The organism is Kosakonia sp. H7A (genome assembly GCF_003028445.1).
In the GTDB taxonomy this organism is placed as follows: Bacteria; Pseudomonadota; Gammaproteobacteria; order Enterobacterales; family Enterobacteriaceae; genus Kosakonia; species Kosakonia radicincitans.
Map to the genome: position 1 here is coordinate 284506 of NZ_PYTZ01000001.1, position 22058 is coordinate 306563.

Sequence of the window (22058 nt, forward strand, 5' to 3'; positions counted from 1 at the left end):
GCGCCCCGTGAATTAATATATCCCGGTGTTTGTTAAAGTTTTAGAGTGATAAGAATAAATATGAACTTCCGCTTTTCGCACATAGCGCGAACATTACCAACACCGTGGGGCCAGGATAAGCGGGTCAATACCTTATTTGTGCCCCACTTCAGACTCTCCTTATTCTGTGGTTGTCGCCCCCAAAACCCGCATGTTTCGCGCATCACTATAAAAAATAATACTTGATGCGGTGATAAATTATTAAAACCCACTGCACGTTATATTCTCAGTTATTACCCTTGACGATCCCGGTCTGAACCTGAAGGCGATACTGTCTTGGCGTTCGCTGATAATGTTCCCGGAACGCCCGGCAGAATGTCGACTGCTGCTGGTACCCGAGATGCAGGGCAATTTCAGTAATTGAGCGATTGGTTTCGGTAAGTAACTCGCGGGCGATAACCATTTTTCGATACCGTATATACATTCCTGGCGACATACCGGCTATTTTTTTAAAACCTCGCTGAAAATGCCACGCAGAATATCCTGATTTTTGCGCTAATACGCCCAGCGGTAACGGCTCTGCAATATTGCACTCAATCCACTGGAGAATATCCTGGATGGTTAAACTCATCAGGTATAATGAGCTCTCTTTTCCCATTTCCTCACCTTTTTATTGGCAGAGTCAGGGATATCACTGTTACATAATAGATATCCCTGACTAAAAATGATTGTGATGGTAAATCTCAGCCTGTCCTGTTAATTGCCTTAACAATCCTCAACTATCAAATAGACCGCATTCAATGGCCCATGAACGCCCACCACTTTAATAAGCTCAATATCCGCCGTTGAACTTGGCCCGGCGATAAGATTAATACAGGAAGGGAGAGCTTCACCTGACTGCACCCGCTGATGCAGAACCTGGGCCAGTTGTGTGACGCCAGGCAGTAAGCGGCTTTTATAGAGAATAAATAACGTGGTTGGCGGAAGCAGACTGATGGCGCGTCCTTGCAAAGGAGAAGAAAACAGGACTACGCCGCCGGTTTCACAAAGGCCGTATTCGGCAAAGACCACGCCGATATTGGCGGCGGCAGCATTGCGCAGGTTTTCTTCACTCTCTGGCAAGGCCCAGCACGTTGTCGGGTAAGCATTCTGCAAATGCGCCGTAATGCCCGCGTTTGCCAACCTGGCATCGCCGCTCATCAGTATCGGGCCACCACCGTAATGTTTACAGAGCCGTTCGGCAACCAGAGGAAGAGTGGCCAGCGGAGCCAGTTCACAGTGAGCCTGCATCACCTGCGTCGCATATTCCATAAAACTGTCGCAAGGCTGCTGCTGAATCTGCCCGGCATAGCGGCTTTTCAGCGGCGCGGAGTGCGTCACAGGCAATGGTTGAGGGATTTGACGCGGCTCGCGACCGAGACGTTGGGCAAGCTTTTGCATGAAGGCATCGCGGTTTTCCATTATGCTTCCTCCCCGTTTTTACGCTGCTTTTGATGCGTTTTAAACCAGCTGCGGAAACTTTCGCCATCCGCTTCAGGCAGATCGCGGGCTTCCGTCCATTTGCGGATAGCCGCGATGCTAAAAGGCATCTTCCCGTTGTGAATCATCAGTTGTGCCGCGCGTGCGCCCGCGACCATACCGACCTTCCACAGCGAGTGATGGCGGTTAGCGTAATTGAACAGATGTACGGTATGTCTCTCCATCGCGGGCGTCATTCCGCTTTCCGCCAGCGTGCGGCGGTGCTGAAGGATCAGTGAGGACAAGGGAATACGCACCGGGCAGACGTCATCGCAGGCAGTGCATAACGAACAGGCGTAAGGCAGGTTTTTGAAATCGTCATAACCGCCGAGCAACGGCGAAAGCACTGCGCCAACAGGGCCAGGATAAATCGAACCGTAGCCGTGCCCGCCGATATGACGATAGGCCGGGCAGGTATTCATGCAGGCACCGCAGCGTATACAGCGCAGGATATCCTGAAAAGGAGAACCCAGCACCTGCGAGCGTCCATTGTCGACAATCACCAGATGGAACTCTTCAGGCCCGTCGCTTTCCGCGCTTTTTTTCGGCCCGGTAAGCCAGGTGTTGTAACCCGTCAGCCGGGCGCCCACCGCGCTGCGGGCCAGCATGGTCAGGATGATGTCCAGTTCAGCGAAAGTGGGAACCACGCGCTCCATACCCATCACGGCAATATGCGTCCGTGGCACGGTAGTACAAAGCCGGGCATTACCCTCGTTGCTCACCAGGCTGAGCGTCCCGGTTTCCGCTACCGCAAAGTTGCATCCGGTGATGCCGATATCGGCGTTGAGGAAATCAGCGCGGATCTTCTGGCGAATAAAGCGCGTCATCGCTTCCGGGGTTTCGGGGCCCTCGTAGCCCAGTTTCTCTCGCAAAATGCGCTGAATTTGCTGGCGGTCTTTATGGATGGCAGGAACAACGACATGCGAAGGTGCATCTTTGGCCAGTTGCAGAATATACTCACCCAGATCGGTTTCCACGACCTCCATACCTGCCCCTTCCAGCGCGGCATTCATCCCGATCTCTTCGGTCACCATCGACTTTGATTTGACGATTTTGCGGGCCTGCTTCTGCTGCGCAATCTGCAAAATATAACGGGTGGCATCTTCACGGGTGTCGGCAAAAAAGACGTGACCGCCATTCGCGCTGACCTTTTCACTCAATTGATAGAGATAAGCATCCAGATTCTCGAGAACATGGGCGCGGATATCTGCAGCGCGTGAACGCCAGTCAGGCCAGTTTTCAAGTTCATCGATCATTTTCTGGCGATTGGTGCCAATGCGATCCTGCGCGTTGGCAACGGCATGGCGCATCACCGGATCGTCAATTTGCTGCTGAACCCGATCATAAAAAGGGAGGTTACTGGTTTTGAGAAACATGTTGCTTCCTTAACGGCTCATCAGCACGTCAGCAATGTGGAGCACACGAACGTTGTGGCCTTCGCGCTGCAAGCGTCCGCCAATATTGATAAGGCAACTGGCATCCGCGCCGATCACATAATCCGGTTTCGCCTCCATAAGATGCGCAACCTTTTCTTTCACCATCTCACCGGAGATCTCGGCCATTTTGACCGAAAAAGTGCCGCCAAAACCGCAACAGGTTTCCTGGGCGCCAAAGGGGATGATTTCCAGCTCACGCACTTCACGTAACAGCGCCAGCGGTTCATCGTGTACACCCAGCTTGCGAAACAGACTGCATGAAGGATGGTAAACAGCGCGTCCCGGCAGGCGCGCGCCGACATCCGTCACACCAAGCTGGTTAACGATAAAGGAGGTCAGATCGACCATCCGGCTGGCAATCTTCGCCGCGCGCGCTGCCCATTCAGGTTCATCGCTCAGCCAGTCCTGATAGTGGCGAATCGCGTTCATACAGGATCCGGCGGGAGAAATAATGGGATCGTCGTTGATTTCAAGCGCAGCAATCTGCGCTTTCATCCCCGGCAACGCATCGGTAATGTAGCCGCTATTAATGGCCGGTTGACCACAACACCCCTGCTTTTCCGGAAACTGGACATGACAACCCAACTGTTCGAGCAGTAATACACTGTTGCGGGCCATGCGCGATTTAAGCGCATCGCCAATGCAGGTAACAAAGAAATTAACGTTCATATTATTTAGCTTCCAGTGAATATAACGGCAGAGCCTCTTTTTTACGGTGATAGCGTTTTGTCTCGCCTTATAAATATTGTATTTAGCGCGCCACGCGCAGCCCGCCGGTGACGCCACGGCTTAGTACCAGTTGCCAAAGCTGAATATTTCTGGCGCGGAATGCCCCCGCACAGGCAGTGAGATAGTAGTTGAACATCCGGTGAAATTTCGTTGAGTAATTGCCTGATAATTCCGGCCAGGCCTGATTAAAGCGGCGATGCCATGCCATCAGGGTTTTATCGTAATCAGCGCCAAAATTATGTAAATCCTCAATGACAAAATAAGGCTCGCTGGCCTCAGCGATTTGTTTTACCGAGGGCAGACAACCGTTAGGAAATATATATTTGTTAATCCAGGCATCAACGTTATGTTGCGTTTTATTTGATCCAATGGAGTGCAGCAAAAAAAGGCCTTCCGGTTTCAGGCAGCGATCCGCAACCTTAAAATAGGTGGCGTAGTTTTTCGGACCGACATGCTCAAACATGCCGACCGAGACAATACGATCATATTGTTTGTCCAGATCGCGGTAATCCTGCAGCAGGATGCGAATATCCAGCCCGGCACTGCGGTTTTCGACATAGGCTTTTTGTTCTGCCGAAATCGTAATACCTTCAACGCGCACACCATAATGACGTGCCGCATATTCAGCCAGACCGCCCCAGCCGCAGCCAATATCCAGCAGCGTCATGCCGGGCTTGAGCTGCAGTTTTTCACAGATCAGCGCCAGTTTATTCTCCTGGGCCGTATACAGTTCATCGGCATCTTTCCAGTAGCCGCAGGAATATTGCATATGGGGATCGAGCATGCGGCTAAACAGATCATTGCCCAGATCGTAGTGTGCTTCGCCAACTTGCCAGGCGCGTCTGCGCGACTGCGGATTCGTGAGCCGCGCGTACGCGATTCGAAGAAGATCGGCAAAACTGGCGGGGCGCTGTTCGTCCAGCCGGGCGCGGAGCAGCTTGTCAAAAAAAGCGTCGAGCTGTTTGCAATCCCACCAGCCCTCCATGTAACTTTCGCCCAGGCCGAGAGACCCCTGCTGTAACACGCGTTTGAAAAAGCGCGTGTCATGCACCCGGATATCCCAGGGTTCAGGTCCATTAATCACAATGCCTGCCTGCGATAGCAGTTCCTGCACGATCCGCTGCCAGTGGTCTGGTTTGTCGATAGCATCGACGGTACATTCGTTAGCCATCATCTTTCCTTCAACGTAGCTTGCTGCCAGTCGCAAATATCCCCGTCACTCCAGTCATTACGTGCGAAAAGGCTTATCGCTCAGGCAGATGGCTGGTAAATTATTCATGACGGGCGAAACAGTTTTATGACCCCGTCATTATTCAGTAAACCCGCCCTGCCTGCGCTGTGCTATCAAGACAAACTTCATCGAATAGAGGTCAGGTTGTTATGTGCTCCAAGCTAGTGTTACCACCGCCTCAGCCCATTTGCGGCCAGCCCGCGCCGGTACTGTTGACCTTGCCTCGCCCGGTTTACTTTCGCAGCTACCCTTTGACGGGCGATACGGGAGTGGACAGACATGAGCACCCGTTCGCCGAATTTCTCTATGCGCGGAAAGGAAATATGCGTGTGGAAATTGAAGGTAAGACGCTGGTGGTTCCGGTTCTTTATGGCGTCTGGATACCGGCCCATGTGCCGCACCGTATTCTTGCCGGTAGCGACGTATTGCTGGAAAGCCTTTATGTGGAAGCCGGTTTCGCAACCATCGCCTTCAGCGGCAGCAAAGTGGTGGTGGTCAGCGATTTCGTGCGTGAGTTTATCCACTACGCGACGCAGAATGTACCGGAACTGTATGATTATGAAGGCGAAGATGCGCAGCTTGTGCAGGTACTGATTTCATTACTTCGGCAATTGCCGGATGCCGGTCTGTCGATATCATGGCCAGGATCGCCGTTGCTGATAAAGGTATGCAGCCAGATCCAAAAAACGCCGGGTGAAGCGCACAGCATTGAGCAGTGGGCCTCCTGTAGCGGGATGTCGGTGCGCACGTTTTCGCGCCGTTTCAAAAAGGAGACCGGCGTGGCGTTCAGCGAATGGAAAAAACGCGTGCGCTTGCTGGAATCCGTGGTGATGTTAAAAAACAACCGTAGCGTCACGCAGGTCGCGCTTGATCTTGGCTATTCAAGCCCGGCCGCATTTACCTTTGCTTTTCGCGCCATGTTCGGCGTGCCGCCCACTCGCTATTAGATGTGGCGTTAATAACGGCAACGCCACAAACCGGGCTTACGGACGCCTGTACGCGTGCGCGGCAATGCGTTCAGCCCAGCGCTTTCTCCATAAAAATGCTCAGCGGATCCGGCTGATACGGCGCAAATGCATCGCGGATCTGGTAGCCACAGCGCTGATACAGTTTTATCGCCGCATGCTGCTCGATGCCGGTTTCCAGCCGCAACGTATGGCAGGCGCGCCCTGCTGCTGCCTGTTCCAGCGCGGCAATCAGTTTCTCCCCCAGTTGCTGCCCGCGGTGTGTGGGATCGATAAATACCCGCTTCATCTCGCCGCTACCGTCGTGGTTCAGCACCACCGCGCCGCAGCCAACGGCCTGCTCCAGATGGAGGATCTTGCGCAGAATCAGCGTCTCGTCAGGCAGTGAGGCCAGATCGAGCAGATGGTTACTTTCCGCCGGATAGAGCGCCGCCTGGTAGCGATCAAGCTCAGCAATCAGTGCTATGACATCGGGTTGTGAAGCGCTCGCTTCGACAATACTGTACATCGTGTGCTCCTTGTTGTTATCACCTTGTAAAAAATAACCGCGCAAAGCACGGACGCTGTCATAGGAATAATTTATATCTCCGGCGCAGCGTTGCATCACAGGGATAAGTAACGGTAATTTACGCCCATATCTAACTCTGCTAGTGGAATTTGCATGAATACCAAAGCCCGTAAGGTGATGATTATCGGCACAGGAAATGTGGGCGCGTCCGCCGCGTATGCCCTGCTGAACCAGAACATTTGCGAGGAGTTGATCCTCGTCGATCTCAATCAGCAGCGCGTGGAAGGCCACGTTCAGGATCTGGCGGATGCCGCCGCGTATATGCCCGGCATGATGACCATCTCCACGCGCCCGGTGGAAGAGTGCGCCGATATCGACATTGCGGTCATTACCGTCTCGGGCGGCCCATTACAGCCGGGCCAGACGCGGCTGGATGAACTGACCAACACGGCGCGGATCGTCAAAAACATCGTTCCGGCAATGATGGCCAACGGTTTTAACGGTATTTTCCTCGTCGCCACCAACCCGTGCGACATCATTACCTGGCAAGTGTGGCAACTCTCCGGCCTGCCGCGCAGCCAGGTGATCGGCACCGGTGTCTGGCTGGATACCACACGCCTGCGTCGCACGCTGGCGCAGGCGCTGGATATTGGCGCACAGAGTATTGATGCGTTTATTCTCGGCGAACATGGCGATACGCAATTTCCGGTGTGGTCACACTCCTCGGTGTACGGTTCGCCGATTGCCGATGTCTACCTGCGCAAAACCGGGCAATCCCTGGATTTCGACGCGCTGGCAGACAAAGTGCGCCGCCACGGCTTTGAGATCTATAACCGTAAAGGCTGTACCGAGTACGGTATTGCCGGAACTATCGCCGAGATCTGCCGCAATATCTTTACCGGCAGCCACCGCGCGCTGGCGATCTCCTGCGTTCTCGACGGTGAATACGGCGTAAAAGATGTAGCGATTGGCGTGCCTGCCGTGCTGACGCAAAGCGGCGTCCAGCAGATTATTGAGTTACAACTGGAAGGTGACGAAGTGGCGAAATTCAATCACTCCGTCGCGGTCATTAAAGCCAATATCGCCCGCCTGCCCTGAAGCCCGTGCGGTTAACCGGCGATGGTTAGCCGCCCTGGCAACACTTCAAGCTGCTGGCGGATCTCCGGGCTGAGCTGTGCGTCAGTAATGATATCCGTCAGCGAATCGAGTTTCGCCACGTTAAACAGCGACCACGCGCCATATTTGCTGCTGTCGGCCAGCAATACCCGCCGCTTCGCATTGACGATCAGATCGTGCTTCAGCGCGGCTTTTTCCTCCGTTGGCGCGGTAATGCCACGTTCAAAATCCCAGCCGTTACAGCTGACAAACGCCCAGTCCGGCCAGATATTTTGCAGCAGTTTGCGTCCGTGCTCGCCAATGCATGACTGGCTGGAATCATCAATGCGTCCGCCGATAATCGTCACTTCAATCTGCTTAAATTCCGAGAGAAACAGCGCGATATGCAGGTCGCTGGTGATCACCCGCAGCGGCAGATGGGTTAACTGGCGCGCCAGTTCAATCATCGTCGTTCCGGCATCCAGCACAATGGCGTCGCCCGCTTTCACCAGCGCCGCCGCCGCGCAAGCAATGGCGTGTTTCTCCGCCAGGTTACGCTGCATTTTCTCGCTGGTGGTGGGCTGCGAGGGGATAAACCGGTTCAGCGTCACACCGCCGTGGGTGCGGCTGATTACGCCTTCCTGATCGAGTTTAATCAAATCGCGGCGAATGGTGGCTGGCGAAGCATCGGTTGCCGCAACCAGTTGATCCACCGTCACCAGATTATGCCCTTTCAGGTAATCCATTATCTGCTCTAACCGGTTATATCCCTTCATATTATTCCCGTGTAATTTGCATAGCTAACTGGATGGATACCGCCATACTCTCTGCTTTCGCTTTGCCGCGCCAGGCGATATCAAATGCGGTGCCGTGATCCGCCGAGGTACGGATAAAAGGCAGACCCGCGGTGATATTAACGCCATCATAAAATCCCAGCAATTTTAACGGAATATGACCCTGATCGTGGTACATCGCCACTACCATGTCATACATCCCTTCGTGGCACTGCATAAACACCGTATCCGGCGGGCACGGACCGGTAACATTCAGCCCTTCTGCTTTCATGGCTTCCACCGCCGGGCCGACAATGTTGATCTCTTCATCGCCAAACAGACCGTTTTCGCCGGCGTGCGGGTTAACCCCGGCCACGGCAATGCGCGGGTTATCGTAACCGACGCGTTTGAGGAACGTATCGGCTACGCGAATCACGGTTTTTACGCGATCCTGATTGAGGGTATCGAGGAACTTCCGCAGCGCAATATGCGTGGTGATGTGGATCACTTTCAGCTTATCGGTGTAAAGCACCATCGCGTAATCTTTGCTGCCGGTCAGGTGCGCCAGCAGTTCGGTATGCCCCGGATAGTGGTGCCCGGCAAGGTGCAGCGCCTCTTTATTCAGCGGCGCGGTCGCTATCGCTTTTACCTCACCGTTCATTGCCAGCGAGGTCGCACGTTTGATGCAGCGATACGCCAAATCGCCCGCCTGCGCTTGCACCACGCCCGGTTGCAGCGCATCAGCATCCTCCAGCGGCTCATCAATGACGTTGATCACGCCCGGCGCAAAACGCGCGTCGGCAATCCGATCAATGACCTTCAGTTCCGCACGCGGGGTAATATTCATCGCCAGAATGCGCTGGAAGGTGCGCGCACATCCCACCACCACCACCGGCGCACCGGATAACTCGCCTTCGACCAGCGATTTAATAATAATCTCCGGGCCAATACCCGCCGGGTCGCCCATCGTTACAACAATGATATTAGTCACTCGATTTCTCCTCGATAAAATGCAGAACCTTAAGCAAGGTCGTTTTGTCGCCAAAGCCACCCGCCCTGGTCATCACCGGTCGTTGCCACTCGCAACCTGTAAAATAGCCCCAGGGCACGCAACCTGCGGCTCGCCCCTGAATATGAAAACCACGCGCACCCAGCGCCTGCGCCACCGCCACAGCAACATCGCCGCCGGAGAGATAGAGCGCCGCAGGCGTCACCTCACTCAGCACCTCGCGCGTTAATTGCGCCAGAAATGCGCAAATTTGCTCACCCAGTTCACTGCGGCTCAGGCCGCGACGAGCGCACAGCGCCGCAATTTGATGACGCGCCTGCACATCCGGACAGGTGTGTACCAGGCAGTGCTCGCCAGCGCGCAGCGCGGTAATAATCGCCTGCCGGTATGCGGCGCTATCAGCGTCCAGTGCCGCATCAACATCAATCAGCAGGCGCGTCACGCGCGGGTGCGTTGCGGTCTGCTCCAGTTGCTGTTGAGCGATTTCGCTCATAGAGCCAATTATTGCCAGTAGCGCGACCGGTTTTTGCGGTGCCAGATGGCGTGCCAGCGCATCGCACAGCCCGGCGGAACCCACCAGCAGCGGCGGCGTGGCGGCGCGTGTCGTTTGGGCAATAATCAAATCGAGATCGGCATCGGTCTGCGCATCCACCACCAGCAACAGCGGTGCATCTGCGGTCGCCTGCGCCAGTGCTTCCGCCAGTTGCGCCGGTTGCAGATAGCGACATTCCGCCGTGCTGTGCGCCGCCAGCAGGCTGCCGATATCCGCGCTTTGCACCGGTGTTTTCGGGTCGCTGGCAAATTCGGTTTCCGTCAGCAGCACGCCCTGCACATAACACTGCCCGTTGCGGGTAATGCGCCCGGCCTGGGGAAATGCCGGGGCGATAACGGCCGCCGTTGCCTGCAGCACTTGCATCATAGCGGCGACTTCCGCGCCGATATTGCCGCGCAGGGTGGAGTCGATTTTTTTCACTAACCAGCGCGGTGCGTAATGGGTGCCGATCTCCGCAGTCAGCGCGTGAATGCGCGCGGCGGCTTCCTGAGCCGTCAACGCCCGACTGTCGCTGTTGTAGATCAGCGCCTGTGCCTGGCTTACATAACCTGCCGTCAGCGCCACTTCAACGTGCATACCCGCCTGCGCCAGGCTGACACCGGCGTCGTTTGCGCCGGTGAAATCATCCGCGAGGATCACGACCTCTTTCACCACCAGTTGTTCGTTCATCCCTTCTCCGGGTCATTATGTTCTGGTTATGATTATATTCAATCATGATTGATTATATGTGAGCAAGATCAACTTAATCAGTTTGTGAATAAATTATAAATTTAGGCCATGTAGTGACGGTGATTGCTATCTGATGATTGAGATTAATCACCATAACAGAGACAGGAGAAGGTCGTGGTAACCATTAACAGCACACTGATTAGCGGCGCGGGGGCGATTCCGGCCATTGCTCCGCTGCTGGCCGGTAAAAAGAACGTCCTGCTGGTCAGCGACGGCAACATTATTAAGCTCGCAGCGACACAACAGATTCGCGCCCTGCTGGAGAGCGATGGCAGACACGTTCAATTGATTGACAATGTACCGCCGGAACCAAGCCAGCACGACGTCGCGAAAATTGTCGGTGCATTACATATCACCGCATTTGATCTGGTGGTTGGCATTGGCGGCGGTAGCGTGCTGGATGTGGCGAAGCTTCTCTCCGTGCTGTGTCACCCGGTGTCACCGGGTCTTGATGCGCTGTTGAAAGGCGAGAAGCCGACGGCGCGCATCGGCTCGCTGCTGATCCCGGCCACTGCCGGTACCGGCTCGGAAGCCACGCCGAATGCGATTCTGGCCATTCCTGAACAGGACACCAAAATCGGCATCATTTCACCGGTAATGCTGCCGGATTATGTGGCGCTGATCCCGGAGTTGACCACCAGCATGCCCGCGCACATTGCCTCTTCGACCGGCATCGACGCGCTGTGCCATCTGATTGAGTGCTTTACTGCCACCATCGCCAATCCGGTCAGCGATAACGTCGCGCTGATCGGCCTCTACAAGCTGCTGCGCAATATCGAAACCGCAGTTAATGAACCGCACAATCTCAATGCGCGGCTGGAGATGCTGTGGGCCTCTTATTACGGCGGTGCGGCGATTACCCATGCCGGAACCCATCTGGTGCATGCGCTCTCTTATCCGCTGGGCGGCAAATATCACCTGCCGCACGGCGTGGCGAACGCCATTCTGCTCGCGCCCTGCATGAAAGTGGTGCGCCCGCACGCCGTGGAGAAATTCGCCCAGGTGTGGGATCTGCTGCCAGATGCGGACACCTCGCTGAGTGCAGAGGAGAAATCCCATGCGCTGGTGGCGTGGTTTGCTGCGCTGGTGAAGCGCCTGAATCTGCCGGACAACCTCGAAGCGCTCGGCGTACCGCGTGCCGATATCCCGGCGCTGAGCGACGCGTCCCTCAATGTTAAGCGGTTGATGAATAACGCGCCCTGCACCGTCAGTCATGCGGATGTACAGGCGATTTATCAGACATTGTTTTAATGCATGACGGATTGTCGGATGGCGCAGCCGCCATCCGGCGCAAACAGAGGAATTGTGATGAACAAACCGATAAAAGGCGTACTGACCGCCATTGTCACGCCTTTTGACACCGGGGGAGCTTTCAACCCACAGGCGCTGAAACAGCAGATCAATCGCCAGCTCGACGCCGGAAACGGCATCTTTTGCGGCGGCACCAATGGCGAATTCTTCGTGCTGAACGCGCAAGAAAAAGTGGCCGTCGCCGCCACCTGCGTCGATGAAGTGGCCGGTCGCGCGCCGGTCGTGGCGCATATTGGCGAGATCTCGACGCGGGAAACCGTTCGTCTGGGCAAAGAGATTGAAAAGCTCGGCGTCGATGCCGTTTCAGTGATCACCCCCTGGTTCGTGCCGTTGAAACAGGATGAACTTATTGCCCATTACACCGCCGTGGCGGACGCGTTAAGCGTGCCGGTTTTTCTCTATAACATCCCGGCGCGTACTGGCAACACTATCGAACCGCAAACCGCGCGCACGCTGGCAGCGCACCCCAGTATCATCGGCATCAAAGACAGCGCGGGCAGCTATGAGAGCCTGAACGGTTTTTTGCATGCGGTCAGCGATATTAGCAGTTTCGACGTGTTAAACGGCCCGGACTCCCTGATCCATCAGGGATTCGTCGACGGCTGTTCAGCCTGTATTTCCGGGCTGGCAAACGTTGCGCCGCAGGCGATCAATGCCATCTGGTCATGTTTTACCACCGGAGATATTGCCGGTTCCCACGCGGCGCAGGAGAGCGTCACCAGGCTGCGCACCGACCTGTATAACGTGGCGTTTTCCCCGGCCGCGGTCAAAAAAGCATTACAAATCATGGGATATGACGTTGGCGACAGCCGTTACGCCGTCACGTTTAGCGAGCAACAATTACAACAGATCCGCCAGATAGTGACGCAATACCTTCACTGATTGCGGAGTCATTCGTCATAAGAAAACCGGGCGCTGCAGGCGCCCCGGATTCACTCGCCCTGAAGAGAGGCAAAGATGAACACCTTTACATCTCAAGATACCCTCATCATCGTCGGCATTGTGGTGGCCTACATTCTGTTCACCACCTGGCTGACATTCCGTTTACGCAGTAAGAACACCGGCGATTTTATGGAAGGCTCGCGTGCGATGCCCGCCTTTATTGTCGGCATTCTGTTGATGTCTGAATACATCGGCGCAAAATCCACCGTCGGCACCGCCCAGGCGGCGTTTGAGGATGGTTTTGCCGCCTCCTGGTCGGTGATCGGCGCGGCGATTGGCTTCCCGCTGTTTGGCTTTCTGCTGGTAAAACGCATCTATAACACCGGCAAGATCACCATCTCCGGCGCGATTGCCGAGAAGTACGGCAACAGTACGAAAAATATCATCTCCATCATCATGATCTACGCTCTGCTGCTGGTGAACGTCGGCAACTACGTCAGCGGCGCGGCGGCGATTTCGACGGTATTGAAAGTGAATCTGCCGGTGGCGGCATTTATCACTGCCATTGTCAGTACCTTCTACTTCGCGTTCGGCGGCATGAAAGGCGTGGCGTGGGTGACGCTACTGCACAGCGCGCTGAAATATTTCGGTATTCTGGCGATCATGGGCTTTGCTCTGTCGAAAACCGGCGGTTTCACGCCGATGATCGAGAACATGCCGAAATACTACTGGACCTGGGATGGTAACTTCGGCGCCAGCACCATTTTTGCCTGGCTGATTGGCACCATCGGTTCCATCTTCTGCACGCAGTTCGTGATTCAGGCAATTTGCTCGACCAAAGATGTGAAATCGGCGAAGCGTTCCACCTGGGTGGCGTTTTTCTTCTGCCTGCCGATTGCGCTGGCGATTGCGGTGATTGGCGTGGCGGCGAAATACCTGCACCCGGAAATCAACAGCCTGTATGCGATGCCGATTTTCCTGCAGGATATGAATCCGTGGGTTGCCGGTTTGGTGACAACGTCACTTGTTGCTTCCATCTTTGTCAGCGTCAGTACCGTTGCGCTGGCTATCGCCTCGCTGGTGGTAAAAGATTTTTACGTCCCCTACCGCAACCCGACACCAGAACAGGAATTTAAAGCCACGCGCTGGCTGTCGCTGCTGATTGGTTTCCTGCCGCTGATTTTCGTGCTGTTTGTCCCGGAAGTGCTGAAGCTCTCTTTCTTTACCCGCGCTATTCGCCTGTCTATTTCCGTGGTCGCGGTCATTGCTTTCTATGCGCCGTTCTTTAAGAGCGCACGGGGCGCGAACGCCGGGCTGATTGGTGCCTGCGTGGTGACCTCGGTCTGGTATCTGCTCGGCGATCCGTTTGGCATCAATAATATGTATATCGCGCTGATAACCCCGGCGGTGATCATGGTGCTGGACCGCCTGATCCCCAACAAAGCACAGCAAAAAGCCGGTTCTCATGCGTCGCAACCTGTTCAACATAATGGAGTCTGATATGTCCGCTACCAATCGTGATGGTGTTTTACGCCCGCAACCGCATGACGCGCGCGTTATCACAGCGATGCTGCCGTCACCCTGCCCGCAAAACCATGCAGCGAATATTCTGCCGCTGCCGGACGGCACGTTACTCTGCGTCTGGTTCGGCGGCTCGCAGGAAGGCGTCGCGGATATTTCAGTCTACGGTTCGCGCCTTGCGCCGGGCGCGCAGCGCTGGAGCGACGCGGTGAAACTCTCGGACGATCCGACGCGCTCCGAGCAGAACCCGGTACTGTTCCTCGCGCCGGATAACACGCTGTGGCTGCTGTGGACGGCTCAGATCTCCGGCAACCAGGACACTGCCATTGTGCGCTACCGCCAGTCGGCTGACTTTGGCGCAAGCTGGGGGGAAATCGGCACGCTGCTGGACAAACCCGGCACCTTTATTCGCCAGCCGATTACCGTGCTGGAGAATGGTAACTGGCTGCTGCCGGTGTTCTATTGCCGCACGCAGCCGGGTGAAAAATGGGTCGGCAATGACGATATCAGCGCGGTAAAAATCTCCGCCGATCGGGGGAAAAGCTGGCGCGATGTCGACGTACCGCAGAGCCTTGGCTGCGTGCATATGAATATCACCGCCCTGCCCGGCGGTACGCTGGTGGCACTGTTCCGCAGCCGCTGGGCAGACAATATTTATTACAGCCACTCCACCGATGGCGGCGAAAGCTGGTCGGTGCCGGAACCGACCGTGCTGCCGAATAACAACTCATCGATTCAGGTAACCACGCTGACCGATGGCACGCTGGCGCTGGTGTTTAACCACATGAGCGCCGCCGGGGCCACAGAACGCCGCGCCTCACTTTATGATGAGATTGACGATGGCGACGGGCGCAAAGAACCGACGGTCACCAGCGGGCGCAGCGCCTTCTGGGGCGCACCGCGCGCGCCGATGACGGTGGCTATCTCGCCGGATGGCGGTAAAAGCTGGCCGTGGCAGCGCAATCTGGATGAAGGCGATGGCTACTGCATGACCAACAACTCACAGGAAAAGCTCAACCGCGAGTTCTCTTATCCCAGCATCAAACAGGGCGCTGACGGCGATCTGCACATTGCTTATACCTGGTTCCGTCAGGCCATCAAATATGTGCGTGTTTCTCCAGCGTGGGTGAAGGAGTAACAGATGATTTTAGGGAATCTGAACGCCCTGCCGCAGGCCGGGCTTCCCGCCGCGCTGCGCGACATCCTTGCGCTGCCGCAGTGCTCGCTGGCCGCGCTGCAGGCGTACGAAGACGGGCGTTTGCAGCCAGAACAGACTGCGTGGTTTTGCAATATTGGCCCGGCAAAAACCCAACCGCAGGCGCAGCGCCACACCGAATATCACCGGTTATGGGCAGATATTCAGGTGCTGCTTGCCGGTGAGGAGATGATTAATGCCGGAACACAATACCTGGCGCAGGAGAGCGATGAACAGCGTAAGCCGGATTTGTATATCACCACCGCCGCTGCATTGCCGGTGAGCGTGACGCTGTGCGCCGGGGATTTCGCCGTGTTTCTTCCTGGCGAGCCGCATCAGGCGCTGTGCGCGGTGAATGAACCGATGACCGTGCGTAAAGCGGTGTTCAAAGTGCCGTGCGAACTGCTGGAGGGTTAACACCATGCCGCATGCTGTGGTTACTGGCGCCAGTTCCGGGATTGGCGAAGCCATTGTCGATAATTTGCTGGCGCAGGGCTGGCAGGTCACCGGGCTTGCACGTTCGCGGGTTGAACGGGCGCATCCTGCGTTTCGCAGCCTGCAAGTGGATTTAAGCGATGAGCAGGCGTTGCGCCAGGTGCTCGCAGAGGTACAAACGCCGCAGGCGGTGATCCACGCCGCCGGAATGATGGCTGCCGCGCCACTTGGCGAGCTGGATGCGACAACCAGCCAGCGCCTGTGGCGGCTGCATGTGCAGGCCGCCGAAATGCTGGTTAACCACTTTGCGCCGCAGCTACAGCCAGGCGGACGGATTGTGGTGATTGGCAGCCGTACCTCACGCGGTGCCGCAGGGCGTTCGCAGTATGTCGCCACCAAAGCGGCGCTGGTCGGGATGGTCAGAAGCTGGGCGGCAGAGCTGGCTCCGCGCGGGATCACCGCCAATGTGGTCGCTCCAGGAGCCACGCAAACGCCGATGCTCAGCGCGCCAGGACGGGAAAGCTCGCCGCCGAATGTACCACCGATCGGTCGGCTGATCGCACCAAGGGAAGTCGCAGCACTGGTGGGGTTTGTGCTCTCGCCGGATGCCGCAGCCATCACCGGCCAGGAGCTGGTGATCTGCGGCGGCGCATCATTAACATAACCATGAAATACCGGATGGCGCTGTGCTTATCAGATCTGGGCAAGCGCCGTGCTTACCGGAACAGGGAGCGAAATGAGTATTTTTGCTTCAACCAGGGCACAATCGCCCTGGCCGGATAAGACGAAGCCACTGCGGCGATGGAATTAGCGCAGATAGACTTTTCCCAGCAGATAGAGCGTCGCCTGGCCACCGATGAGCACGCGGTCGCCGCGCCATTCGCAGCGTAAATCGCCGCCGCGTGCAGAGACCTGCCGCGCCTGCATCACCGTTTTATTCAGCTTCTCGCCCCAGTACGGGATCAACATGCTGTGCGCCGAGCCGGTCACCGGATCTTCCGCCACCGATTCGCCCGGGCAGAAAAAGCGGCTGACAAAATCGTACTCATCCCCCGGCGCGGTCACGCAGACCATTTTTCCCAGCGGCTTCATGGCGGCGATATCCGGTCGTAACGCTTCCACCTGCGCCTGGTTCTCCAGCACTACCAGATAATCCCGCGCCACGCGCACCTCTTTCGCCGTACTGATGCCCAGCGTTTGCAACAGCAGTTCCGGCGGCATGCTCACCTCTTGTGTTGCCCAGGCCGGGAAATCGAGCGTCAGCCAGTCACCTTTACGGGTGACCGTCAACGGGCCGACAAAACGGGTGGCGAAGAGAATTTCCGTCGACGGGTAATCCAGATACTCAAAAATCACGTGCGCGGCGGCAAGTGTGGCATGCCCGCAGAGGTTAATTTCCGCCTGCGTGGTAAACCAGCGCAGCTCAAAACCGGTGTCATTGCGGACAAAAAACGCGGTCTCGGATTGATTATGCTGCTGCGCCATTTTCAGCAACAGATCGTCAGGCAGCCATTCGGTAAGCGGGCACACGGCAGCGGCATTGCCGCCAAAAGTTTGGTCGCTAAACGCGTCCACCATATAAAAGTCAATTGTTTGCATAGCCGTTTCCTCTTTATCGTTCTCTGTTTCTGAACGCTATTGTCAACCGATGCAATCGGTATTTATTTGCTGAATGAAAAGTGAGATCTACATCACAAAATGTTTGTATTTTCGCCAACAAAAGCTTTAAGATCACTTCCTCTTCTTTTTTTAACCAAGCAAGAACACCTTATGACTACGAATACCGTTTCACGAAAAGTCGCGTGGCTTCGGGTCGTAACGCTTGCCGTTGCTGCTTTCATTTTTAATACCACCGAGTTCGTGCCTGTGGGGTTACTGTCGGATATCGCTCAGAGTTTCGACATGGAGACCGCGCAGGTGGGGATTATGCTGACCATCTACGCCTGGGTTGTGGCGCTGATGTCGCTGCCCTTTATGCTGCTGACCAGCCAGATCGAGCGTCGTAATCTGTTGATTGGTTTGTTTGTGTTGTTTATTGCCAGCCATGTACTGTCGTTTCTGGCGTGGAACTTTAAGGTGCTGGTGATAAGCCGCATCGGTATTGCTTTCGCCCATGCGATTTTCTGGTCGATCACCGCCTCGCTGGCAATCCGCCTGGCGCCCGCCGGTAAACGCGCGCAGGCGCTGAGCCTGATCGCCACCGGTACCGCGCTGGCGATGGTGCTGGGCCTGCCGATTGGCCGCATTGTCGGGCAATATTTTGGCTGGCGCACCACCTTCTTTGCCATCGGTCTTGGCGCGCTCATCACGCTGGTTTCTCTGGTAAAACTGCTGCCGTCGCTGCCAAGCGAACACTCCGGCTCGCTGAAAAGCCTGCCGCTGCTGTTCCGTCGTCCGGCGCTGATGAGCATCTACCTGCTGACGGTAGTCGTGGTGACCGCCCATTACACCGCTTACAGCTATATTGAGCCGTTTGTGCAGAATGTGGCTGGCTTTAGCGCCGGTTTCGCCACCGTACTGCTGCTGATCCTCGGCGGCGCGGGGATTATCGGCAGTATCTTGTTCGGCAAGCTGGGCAATCAGCACGCGTCCGGTCTGGTGTGTAGCGCGATTGGCCTGCTGGTGTTGTCGCTGGTGTTCATGCTGCCCGCTTCCGTCAGCGAGACGCATCTGGCGGTGCTGAGCGTTTTCTGGGGCATGGCGATCATGATTATCGGCCTCGGCATGCAGGTGAAAGTGCTGGCGCTGGCGCCCGATGCCACTGACGTAGCAATGGCGCTGTTTTCCGGCATTTTTAACATTGGCATTGGCGCCGGTGCGCTGGTTGGCAACCAGATCAGCCTGCACTGGTCGATGGATATCATCGGCTATGCGGGTGCGATCCCGGCGATTGCCGCGCTGGTATGGGCGGTGGTGATTTTCCGCCGCTGGCCGGTAAAACTGGAAGAACAGGTAAGCCACAGCCATATGTAGCGGCTCGTGGCTCAAAGTGTTTCGGACACCATTTTATCCATCACCGCGGTTTGCCAGTCAAACCACGGGTTCCAGGTCAGGCGGGCGTGAATTTTACCCGCTTCGACCAGCCCCCAATCGGAATACCACACCTCTTCCCCCTTCAGACAGCGCTGCGCCGCATCGTCAGGCTGACCGTTGGCGCAGAGCAGTACGCTGCCTTTGCGGCCATACAGCGGGTTTTGCGGCGAAAACAGCACCGACATATGCGAAAACTGACTGATGCGATCCTGCGGCAGAAAATCCGTTTTCACCAGAATGCGGGAGACGTTCGCCACTTCCGGACGCGGCGCGCCGTACCAGATCACCCGGCTGGCGGGATGGGGAAAGCTGCGGTCAAAATGGTCGAGGATCCAACGGGTATTGAGCACGGAATCATGCTCGCTGAGCACAATCAGCGCCGGCTTGTCCCAGCTTTTACGCGCCAGCCACTGCTGCGCGCTGGCGCTGGTGCGCCAGAACTGGGCAAACCCATTCGTCGGTACGCGTAAATAACGGGTGGCGATCTGCTGCGGGAATACCGTGCTCGGCGGGCGCAACCAGTCGCGAAATAGCGCCACCGTCGGGGCGAGAAAATCGTAGGCGGTGTTGGATTTAAACGCCGGAGAGAATAACAGCAAGCCCTGCACCCTATCGTGATGCGTCATGGCATACTCCAGCGCCAGATTACCGCCGGTGGAGAAGCCGCCGAGCCACAGCGTATCCACCTCTTTTGCCAGGATATCGGCCTGTTCACGCACCACCTGCCGCCACTGTTCGACGCTGACGTTCAGCAGGTCAGAGGGCCGGGTGCCGTGCCCCGGCAAAAGGACAGTGCGCACCAAAAAACCCTGTTTCGCCAGCGCTGGCGCAATATCGACAAACGAGCCAGGCCCATCGCCAAGGCCGTGGATCAGTAAAATGCCTTTACGGGCAGGCTGCGACGGGCGCCACTCCTGCGGCGTGTTGAGCATCAGCTCCGCCGTTTTATCCAGCGTTTGAAAGGCCCGATGCGCACGTACATAGTCGCGGGTTTGTAACTGATAATCGGCAAAGCTTGCCTGCCCCAGCGGCGGTTGCGCGGTTTGTTGATGCTGACAGCCTGTCAGCATCAACATCATGATCGCCAGCACAACCCCTCTGCCCATCAGGCGGCTCCGTGGAAAGTGGTAATAATCTCCAGTACGCCGTTGATGATAAATTGCACGCCCATGCAGACCAGCAAAAAGCCCATTAACCGGGAGATCGCTTCTATTCCGCCCTTGCCGACCAGCCGCATGATCGCGCCGGAACTGCGCAGACTGCCCCATAAGATCACCGATACAGCGGCAAAGACGAGCGGCGGCGCAAGGAAAATCACCCAGTCGGGAAATGTCGAGCTGTGGCGGATCGTCGATGCCGAACTGATGATCATGGCGATAGTTCCCGGCCCGGCGGTGCTGGGCATCGCCAGCGGTACGAAGGCGATATTGGTACCTGGCTCATCCTCCAGCTCTTCAGATTTGGTTTTTGCTTCTGGCGATTCGTGCGGTTTTTGCTGCGGGAACAGCATGCGAAAACCAATAAAGGCGACAATCAACCCACCGGCAATCCGCAAACCCGGGATCGAGATGCCGAACGTGTTCATCACCAACTGCCCGGCATAATACGCCACCATCATAATGATGAAGACATACACCGACGCCATCAGCGCTTGTTGATTACGCTGGGCGTTATTCATATTGCCCGCCAGCCCTAAAAACAGCGCTACGGTGGTTAACGGGTTCGCCAGCGGCAGTATCACCACCAGCCCCAGACCGATAGCTTTAAACAATTCAAGCATGATGCGCGACGCTCCTTGTGTGGTCAAAGCCCGGGCAGTATAGCGTTAACACAGCGGCAATGGGATGTTTGTAGACTGGCAACAGCACCTTAACGCAAACCGATTCAGTTGTTTACGTTGTGTAAAATTTTACCGTTATGAAACGTTTTAGCAAATAGTGGCATCCGGGAATCCATTCTGTTGACTTATATTTGCCTGAGCAATAATATCTGCCGTGATTAATCTACTTGCCGGGGCAACCATTGTGAAAAGCACGAATGATCTGTTTAACGATATCATTCCTTTAGGCCGCTTAATCCATATGGTTAACCAGAAAAAAGATCGTTTACTCAACGACTATTTATCGCCGCTGGATATCACTGCCACCCAGTTTAAGGTGCTGTGTTCTATCCGCTGCCAAACCTGTATCACCCCGGTAGAACTAAAAAAAATTCTTTCCGTCGATCTCGGCGCCCTGACCCGCATGCTGGACAGACTGGTATGCAAAGGCTGGATCGTGCGTAACCCGAATCCGAATGACAAACGCGGCGTGTTGGTGCAATTAACGCCCGACGGCGCGGCGCTTTGTGAGCAATGTCATCAATTGGTAGGGAAAGATCTGCACCAGGAATTGACAAAAAACTTAACGGCAGAAGAAGTGGCAACCCTTGAGTCTTTGCTCAGGAAAATATTGCCGTAAAAAACAAAGAGGTATGACGATGTCCAGACGCAATACTGACGCTATCACCATTCATAGCATTTTGGACTGGATCGAGGATAACCTGGAATCGCCGCTGTCACTGGAAAAAGTGTCAGAACGTTCAGGTTACTCCAAGTGGCACCTGCAACGGATGTTTAAAAAAGAGACCGGTCATTCGCTGGGCCAATACATTCGCAGCCGCAAGCTGACGGAAATTGCGCAAAAGCTCAAGGAGAGCAACGAACCGATCCTGTATCTGGCGGAACGTTATGGGTTTGAATCGCAACAAACCCTGACCCGCACGTTCAAAAACTATTTTGACGTGCCGCCGCATAAATTCCGCGTGACAGATATGCCTGCTGAATCAAGGTATCTCTACCCGCTAAACCATGCTTGTTAATTATCGCCTGTTTTAAAGACGTATCGAGGAATGTATGAAACGTATTGCCTGTGCCGCCATCACGCTGATGGTTCTGTTTTCCGGCCAGAGTTATGCGGAACAATTCAATCATCCGGCACCGCAGGATTCCCGCGACGCGATGATTTTACCCGCCCCCCAACAAACATCGCCGTATGACTTTAACCATATGGGTGTGGGCAGTGACAAATCCGACGTATTAGGCGTGCCCTATTACAATCAGCACGGCTAATCGTTTTGCCCCGCATAAGCGGGGCTTTTTTTTTATTCCCTGCCTGA

At 55.7% G+C, this 22058-nt stretch carries 24 protein-coding genes; 12 read left to right on the plus strand and 12 right to left on the minus strand.

The genetic code is table 11. The features are described 5' to 3' along the window. Positions 1-265: 265 nt before the first annotated feature. The 5 genes from CWM66_RS01215 to cfa form a co-directional block, all read right to left on the minus strand. The gene (locus tag CWM66_RS01215; protein WP_007374937.1) at positions 266-637 is read right to left on the minus strand and encodes a helix-turn-helix transcriptional regulator; all 372 of its coding nucleotides are present in this window, start codon (positions 635-637) and stop codon (positions 266-268) included. Between the two features lie 107 nt (positions 638-744). After that, on the minus strand, positions 745-1440 hold the full coding sequence (locus CWM66_RS01220) for a lactate utilization protein C (RefSeq protein ID WP_107146153.1): 696 nt from the start codon (positions 1438-1440) through the stop codon (positions 745-747). Then, positions 1440-2873 (minus strand): LutB/LldF family L-lactate oxidation iron-sulfur protein, encoded by a 1434-nt coding sequence (locus CWM66_RS01225; RefSeq protein ID WP_007374935.1) that lies wholly within the window; start codon positions 2871-2873, stop codon positions 1440-1442. Before CWM66_RS01225 ends, CWM66_RS01220 begins: the two co-directional genes overlap by 1 nt. A 9-nt stretch (positions 2874-2882) precedes the next feature. Further along, positions 2883-3602, minus strand: a complete 720-nt coding sequence (locus CWM66_RS01230) for a (Fe-S)-binding protein (RefSeq protein WP_007374934.1) — start codon at positions 3600-3602, stop codon at positions 2883-2885. 82 nt (positions 3603-3684) lie between these two features. Continuing rightward, entirely contained in the window at positions 3685-4833 is a 1149-nt protein-coding gene (gene cfa, locus CWM66_RS01235) for a cyclopropane fatty acyl phospholipid synthase (RefSeq protein ID WP_007374933.1), read from the minus strand. Between the two features lie 209 nt (positions 4834-5042). Between cfa and CWM66_RS01240 the strand changes: the two genes are divergently transcribed. Beyond that, positions 5043-5840, plus strand: a complete 798-nt coding sequence (locus CWM66_RS01240) for an AraC family transcriptional regulator (protein WP_035885774.1) — start codon at positions 5043-5045, stop codon at positions 5838-5840. Between the two features lie 70 nt (positions 5841-5910). Here the strand turns inward: CWM66_RS01240 and CWM66_RS01245 are convergent, their stop codons facing one another. After that, the gene (locus CWM66_RS01245; protein WP_090396950.1) at positions 5911-6366 is read right to left on the minus strand and encodes a GNAT family N-acetyltransferase; all 456 of its coding nucleotides are present in this window, start codon (positions 6364-6366) and stop codon (positions 5911-5913) included. 153 nt (positions 6367-6519) lie between these two features. Here CWM66_RS01245 and CWM66_RS01250 point away from each other — a divergent pair, with 153 nt between their 5' ends. Continuing rightward, entirely contained in the window at positions 6520-7464 is a 945-nt protein-coding gene (locus CWM66_RS01250) for an L-lactate dehydrogenase (RefSeq protein ID WP_007374930.1), read from the plus strand. 11 nt (positions 7465-7475) lie between these two features. Here the strand turns inward: CWM66_RS01250 and CWM66_RS01255 are convergent, their stop codons facing one another. Genes CWM66_RS01255 through CWM66_RS01265 form a run of 3 tightly spaced genes read right to left on the minus strand, consistent with a single transcriptional unit; the run spans position 7476 to position 10465 of the window. Beyond that, positions 7476-8237, minus strand: coding sequence for a DeoR/GlpR family DNA-binding transcription regulator (locus CWM66_RS01255; protein ID WP_007374929.1), 762 nt, complete (start codon positions 8235-8237; stop codon positions 7476-7478). A 1-nt stretch (position 8238) separates the two neighbouring features. Further along, positions 8239-9225: a D-threonate 4-phosphate dehydrogenase gene (locus CWM66_RS01260; protein WP_107146154.1), complete on the minus strand. Its 987-nt coding sequence runs from the start codon at positions 9223-9225 to the stop codon at positions 8239-8241. Continuing rightward, positions 9218-10465, minus strand: a complete 1248-nt coding sequence (locus CWM66_RS01265) for a four-carbon acid sugar kinase family protein (protein WP_107146155.1) — start codon at positions 10463-10465, stop codon at positions 9218-9220. The genes CWM66_RS01260 and CWM66_RS01265 overlap by 8 nt, the downstream gene beginning before the upstream one ends. Positions 10466-10639: 174 nt before the next feature. Between CWM66_RS01265 and CWM66_RS01270 the strand changes: the two genes are divergently transcribed. From CWM66_RS01270 to CWM66_RS01295, 6 genes are all read left to right on the plus strand, one after another. Next, positions 10640-11776 carry an iron-containing alcohol dehydrogenase gene (locus CWM66_RS01270; RefSeq protein WP_007374926.1) on the plus strand — a complete coding sequence of 379 codons (1137 nt, stop codon included), beginning with the start codon at positions 10640-10642 and terminating at the stop codon, positions 11774-11776. Positions 11777-11833: 57 nt separating this feature from the next. Continuing rightward, positions 11834-12718, plus strand: a complete 885-nt coding sequence (locus tag CWM66_RS01275; protein ID WP_107146456.1) for a dihydrodipicolinate synthase family protein — start codon at positions 11834-11836, stop codon at positions 12716-12718. A gap of 75 nt (positions 12719-12793) precedes the next feature. After that, positions 12794-14218, plus strand: a complete 1425-nt coding sequence (locus CWM66_RS01280; RefSeq protein ID WP_007374924.1) for a sodium:solute symporter family protein — start codon at positions 12794-12796, stop codon at positions 14216-14218. A 1-nt stretch (position 14219) separates the two neighbouring features. Continuing rightward, positions 14220-15377 (plus strand): exo-alpha-sialidase, encoded by a 1158-nt coding sequence (locus CWM66_RS01285; RefSeq protein WP_007374923.1) that lies wholly within the window; start codon positions 14220-14222, stop codon positions 15375-15377. Between the two features lie 3 nt (positions 15378-15380). Continuing rightward, positions 15381-15851: a YhcH/YjgK/YiaL family protein gene (locus tag CWM66_RS01290; RefSeq protein WP_107146156.1), complete on the plus strand. Its 471-nt coding sequence runs from the start codon at positions 15381-15383 to the stop codon at positions 15849-15851. Between the two features lie 4 nt (positions 15852-15855). Beyond that, positions 15856-16533 carry an SDR family NAD(P)-dependent oxidoreductase gene (locus CWM66_RS01295; protein ID WP_107146157.1) on the plus strand — a complete coding sequence of 226 codons (678 nt, stop codon included), beginning with the start codon at positions 15856-15858 and terminating at the stop codon, positions 16531-16533. Positions 16534-16676: 143 nt separating this feature from the next. On the opposite strand, the gene CWM66_RS01300 is transcribed toward CWM66_RS01295, so the two are convergent. After that, complete coding sequence (locus tag CWM66_RS01300; RefSeq protein WP_107146158.1) at positions 16677-17468, minus strand: PhzF family phenazine biosynthesis protein; 792 nt, start codon at positions 17466-17468, stop codon at positions 16677-16679. 171 nt (positions 17469-17639) lie between these two features. Here CWM66_RS01300 and CWM66_RS01305 point away from each other — a divergent pair, with 171 nt between their 5' ends. Beyond that, on the plus strand, positions 17640-18842 hold the full coding sequence (locus CWM66_RS01305) for a sugar transporter (protein ID WP_090396955.1): 1203 nt from the start codon (positions 17640-17642) through the stop codon (positions 18840-18842). 11 nt (positions 18843-18853) lie between these two features. Here CWM66_RS01305 and CWM66_RS01310 read toward each other — a convergent pair whose 3' ends face one another. Both CWM66_RS01310 and CWM66_RS01315 read right to left on the minus strand, forming a co-directional pair. Beyond that, positions 18854-20008 (minus strand): carboxylesterase, encoded by a 1155-nt coding sequence (locus CWM66_RS01310; protein WP_107146159.1) that lies wholly within the window; start codon positions 20006-20008, stop codon positions 18854-18856. Beyond that, positions 20008-20682, minus strand: coding sequence for a MarC family NAAT transporter (locus CWM66_RS01315; RefSeq protein ID WP_007374916.1), 675 nt, complete (start codon positions 20680-20682; stop codon positions 20008-20010). The genes CWM66_RS01310 and CWM66_RS01315 overlap by 1 nt, the downstream gene beginning before the upstream one ends. Before the next feature lie 244 nt (positions 20683-20926). Between CWM66_RS01315 and marR the strand changes: the two genes are divergently transcribed. From marR to marB, 3 genes are read left to right on the plus strand one after another with little or no spacing between them, the layout of a single operon-like run. Next, positions 20927-21361 (plus strand): multiple antibiotic resistance transcriptional regulator MarR, encoded by a 435-nt coding sequence (gene marR, locus CWM66_RS01320; RefSeq protein WP_007374915.1) that lies wholly within the window; start codon positions 20927-20929, stop codon positions 21359-21361. Between the two features lie 19 nt (positions 21362-21380). After that, on the plus strand, positions 21381-21761 hold the full coding sequence (marA, locus tag CWM66_RS01325; RefSeq protein WP_007374914.1) for an MDR efflux pump AcrAB transcriptional activator MarA: 381 nt from the start codon (positions 21381-21383) through the stop codon (positions 21759-21761). A 34-nt stretch (positions 21762-21795) separates the two neighbouring features. Continuing rightward, complete coding sequence (gene marB, locus CWM66_RS01330; RefSeq protein WP_071920746.1) at positions 21796-22011, plus strand: multiple antibiotic resistance protein MarB; 216 nt, start codon at positions 21796-21798, stop codon at positions 22009-22011. Positions 22012-22058: the final 47 nt, after the last annotated feature.

Excerpts from the sequence above, each read along its gene's own strand:
- CWM66_RS01215 (WP_007374937.1), bottom strand. The coding sequence starts at position 637 with ATGGGAAAAGAGAGCTCATTATACCTGATGAGTTTAACCATCCAGGAT.
- CWM66_RS01220 (WP_107146153.1), bottom strand. The coding sequence starts at position 1,440 with ATGGAAAACCGCGATGCCTTCATGCAAAAGCTTGCCCAACGTCTCGGT.
- CWM66_RS01225 (WP_007374935.1), bottom strand. The coding sequence starts at position 2,873 with ATGTTTCTCAAAACCAGTAACCTCCCTTTTTATGATCGGGTTCAGCAG.
- CWM66_RS01230 (WP_007374934.1), bottom strand. The coding sequence starts at position 3,602 with ATGAACGTTAATTTCTTTGTTACCTGCATTGGCGATGCGCTTAAATCG.
- cfa (WP_007374933.1), bottom strand. The coding sequence starts at position 4,833 with ATGGCTAACGAATGTACCGTCGATGCTATCGACAAACCAGACCACTGG.
- CWM66_RS01240 (WP_035885774.1), top strand. The coding sequence starts at position 5,043 with ATGTGCTCCAAGCTAGTGTTACCACCGCCTCAGCCCATTTGCGGCCAG.
- CWM66_RS01245 (WP_090396950.1), bottom strand. The coding sequence starts at position 6,366 with ATGTACAGTATTGTCGAAGCGAGCGCTTCACAACCCGATGTCATAGCA.
- CWM66_RS01250 (WP_007374930.1), top strand. The coding sequence starts at position 6,520 with ATGAATACCAAAGCCCGTAAGGTGATGATTATCGGCACAGGAAATGTG.
- CWM66_RS01255 (WP_007374929.1), bottom strand. The coding sequence starts at position 8,237 with ATGAAGGGATATAACCGGTTAGAGCAGATAATGGATTACCTGAAAGGG.
- CWM66_RS01265 (WP_107146155.1), bottom strand. The coding sequence starts at position 10,465 with ATGAACGAACAACTGGTGGTGAAAGAGGTCGTGATCCTCGCGGATGAT.
- CWM66_RS01275 (WP_107146456.1), top strand. The coding sequence starts at position 11,834 with ATGAACAAACCGATAAAAGGCGTACTGACCGCCATTGTCACGCCTTTT.
- CWM66_RS01280 (WP_007374924.1), top strand. The coding sequence starts at position 12,794 with ATGAACACCTTTACATCTCAAGATACCCTCATCATCGTCGGCATTGTG.
- CWM66_RS01285 (WP_007374923.1), top strand. The coding sequence starts at position 14,220 with ATGTCCGCTACCAATCGTGATGGTGTTTTACGCCCGCAACCGCATGAC.
- CWM66_RS01290 (WP_107146156.1), top strand. The coding sequence starts at position 15,381 with ATGATTTTAGGGAATCTGAACGCCCTGCCGCAGGCCGGGCTTCCCGCC.
- CWM66_RS01295 (WP_107146157.1), top strand. The coding sequence starts at position 15,856 with ATGCCGCATGCTGTGGTTACTGGCGCCAGTTCCGGGATTGGCGAAGCC.
- CWM66_RS01300 (WP_107146158.1), bottom strand. The coding sequence starts at position 17,468 with ATGCAAACAATTGACTTTTATATGGTGGACGCGTTTAGCGACCAAACT.
- CWM66_RS01305 (WP_090396955.1), top strand. The coding sequence starts at position 17,640 with ATGACTACGAATACCGTTTCACGAAAAGTCGCGTGGCTTCGGGTCGTA.
- CWM66_RS01310 (WP_107146159.1), bottom strand. The coding sequence starts at position 20,008 with ATGGGCAGAGGGGTTGTGCTGGCGATCATGATGTTGATGCTGACAGGC.
- CWM66_RS01315 (WP_007374916.1), bottom strand. The coding sequence starts at position 20,682 with ATGCTTGAATTGTTTAAAGCTATCGGTCTGGGGCTGGTGGTGATACTG.
- marA (WP_007374914.1), top strand. The coding sequence starts at position 21,381 with ATGTCCAGACGCAATACTGACGCTATCACCATTCATAGCATTTTGGAC.
- marB (WP_071920746.1), top strand. The coding sequence starts at position 21,796 with ATGAAACGTATTGCCTGTGCCGCCATCACGCTGATGGTTCTGTTTTCC.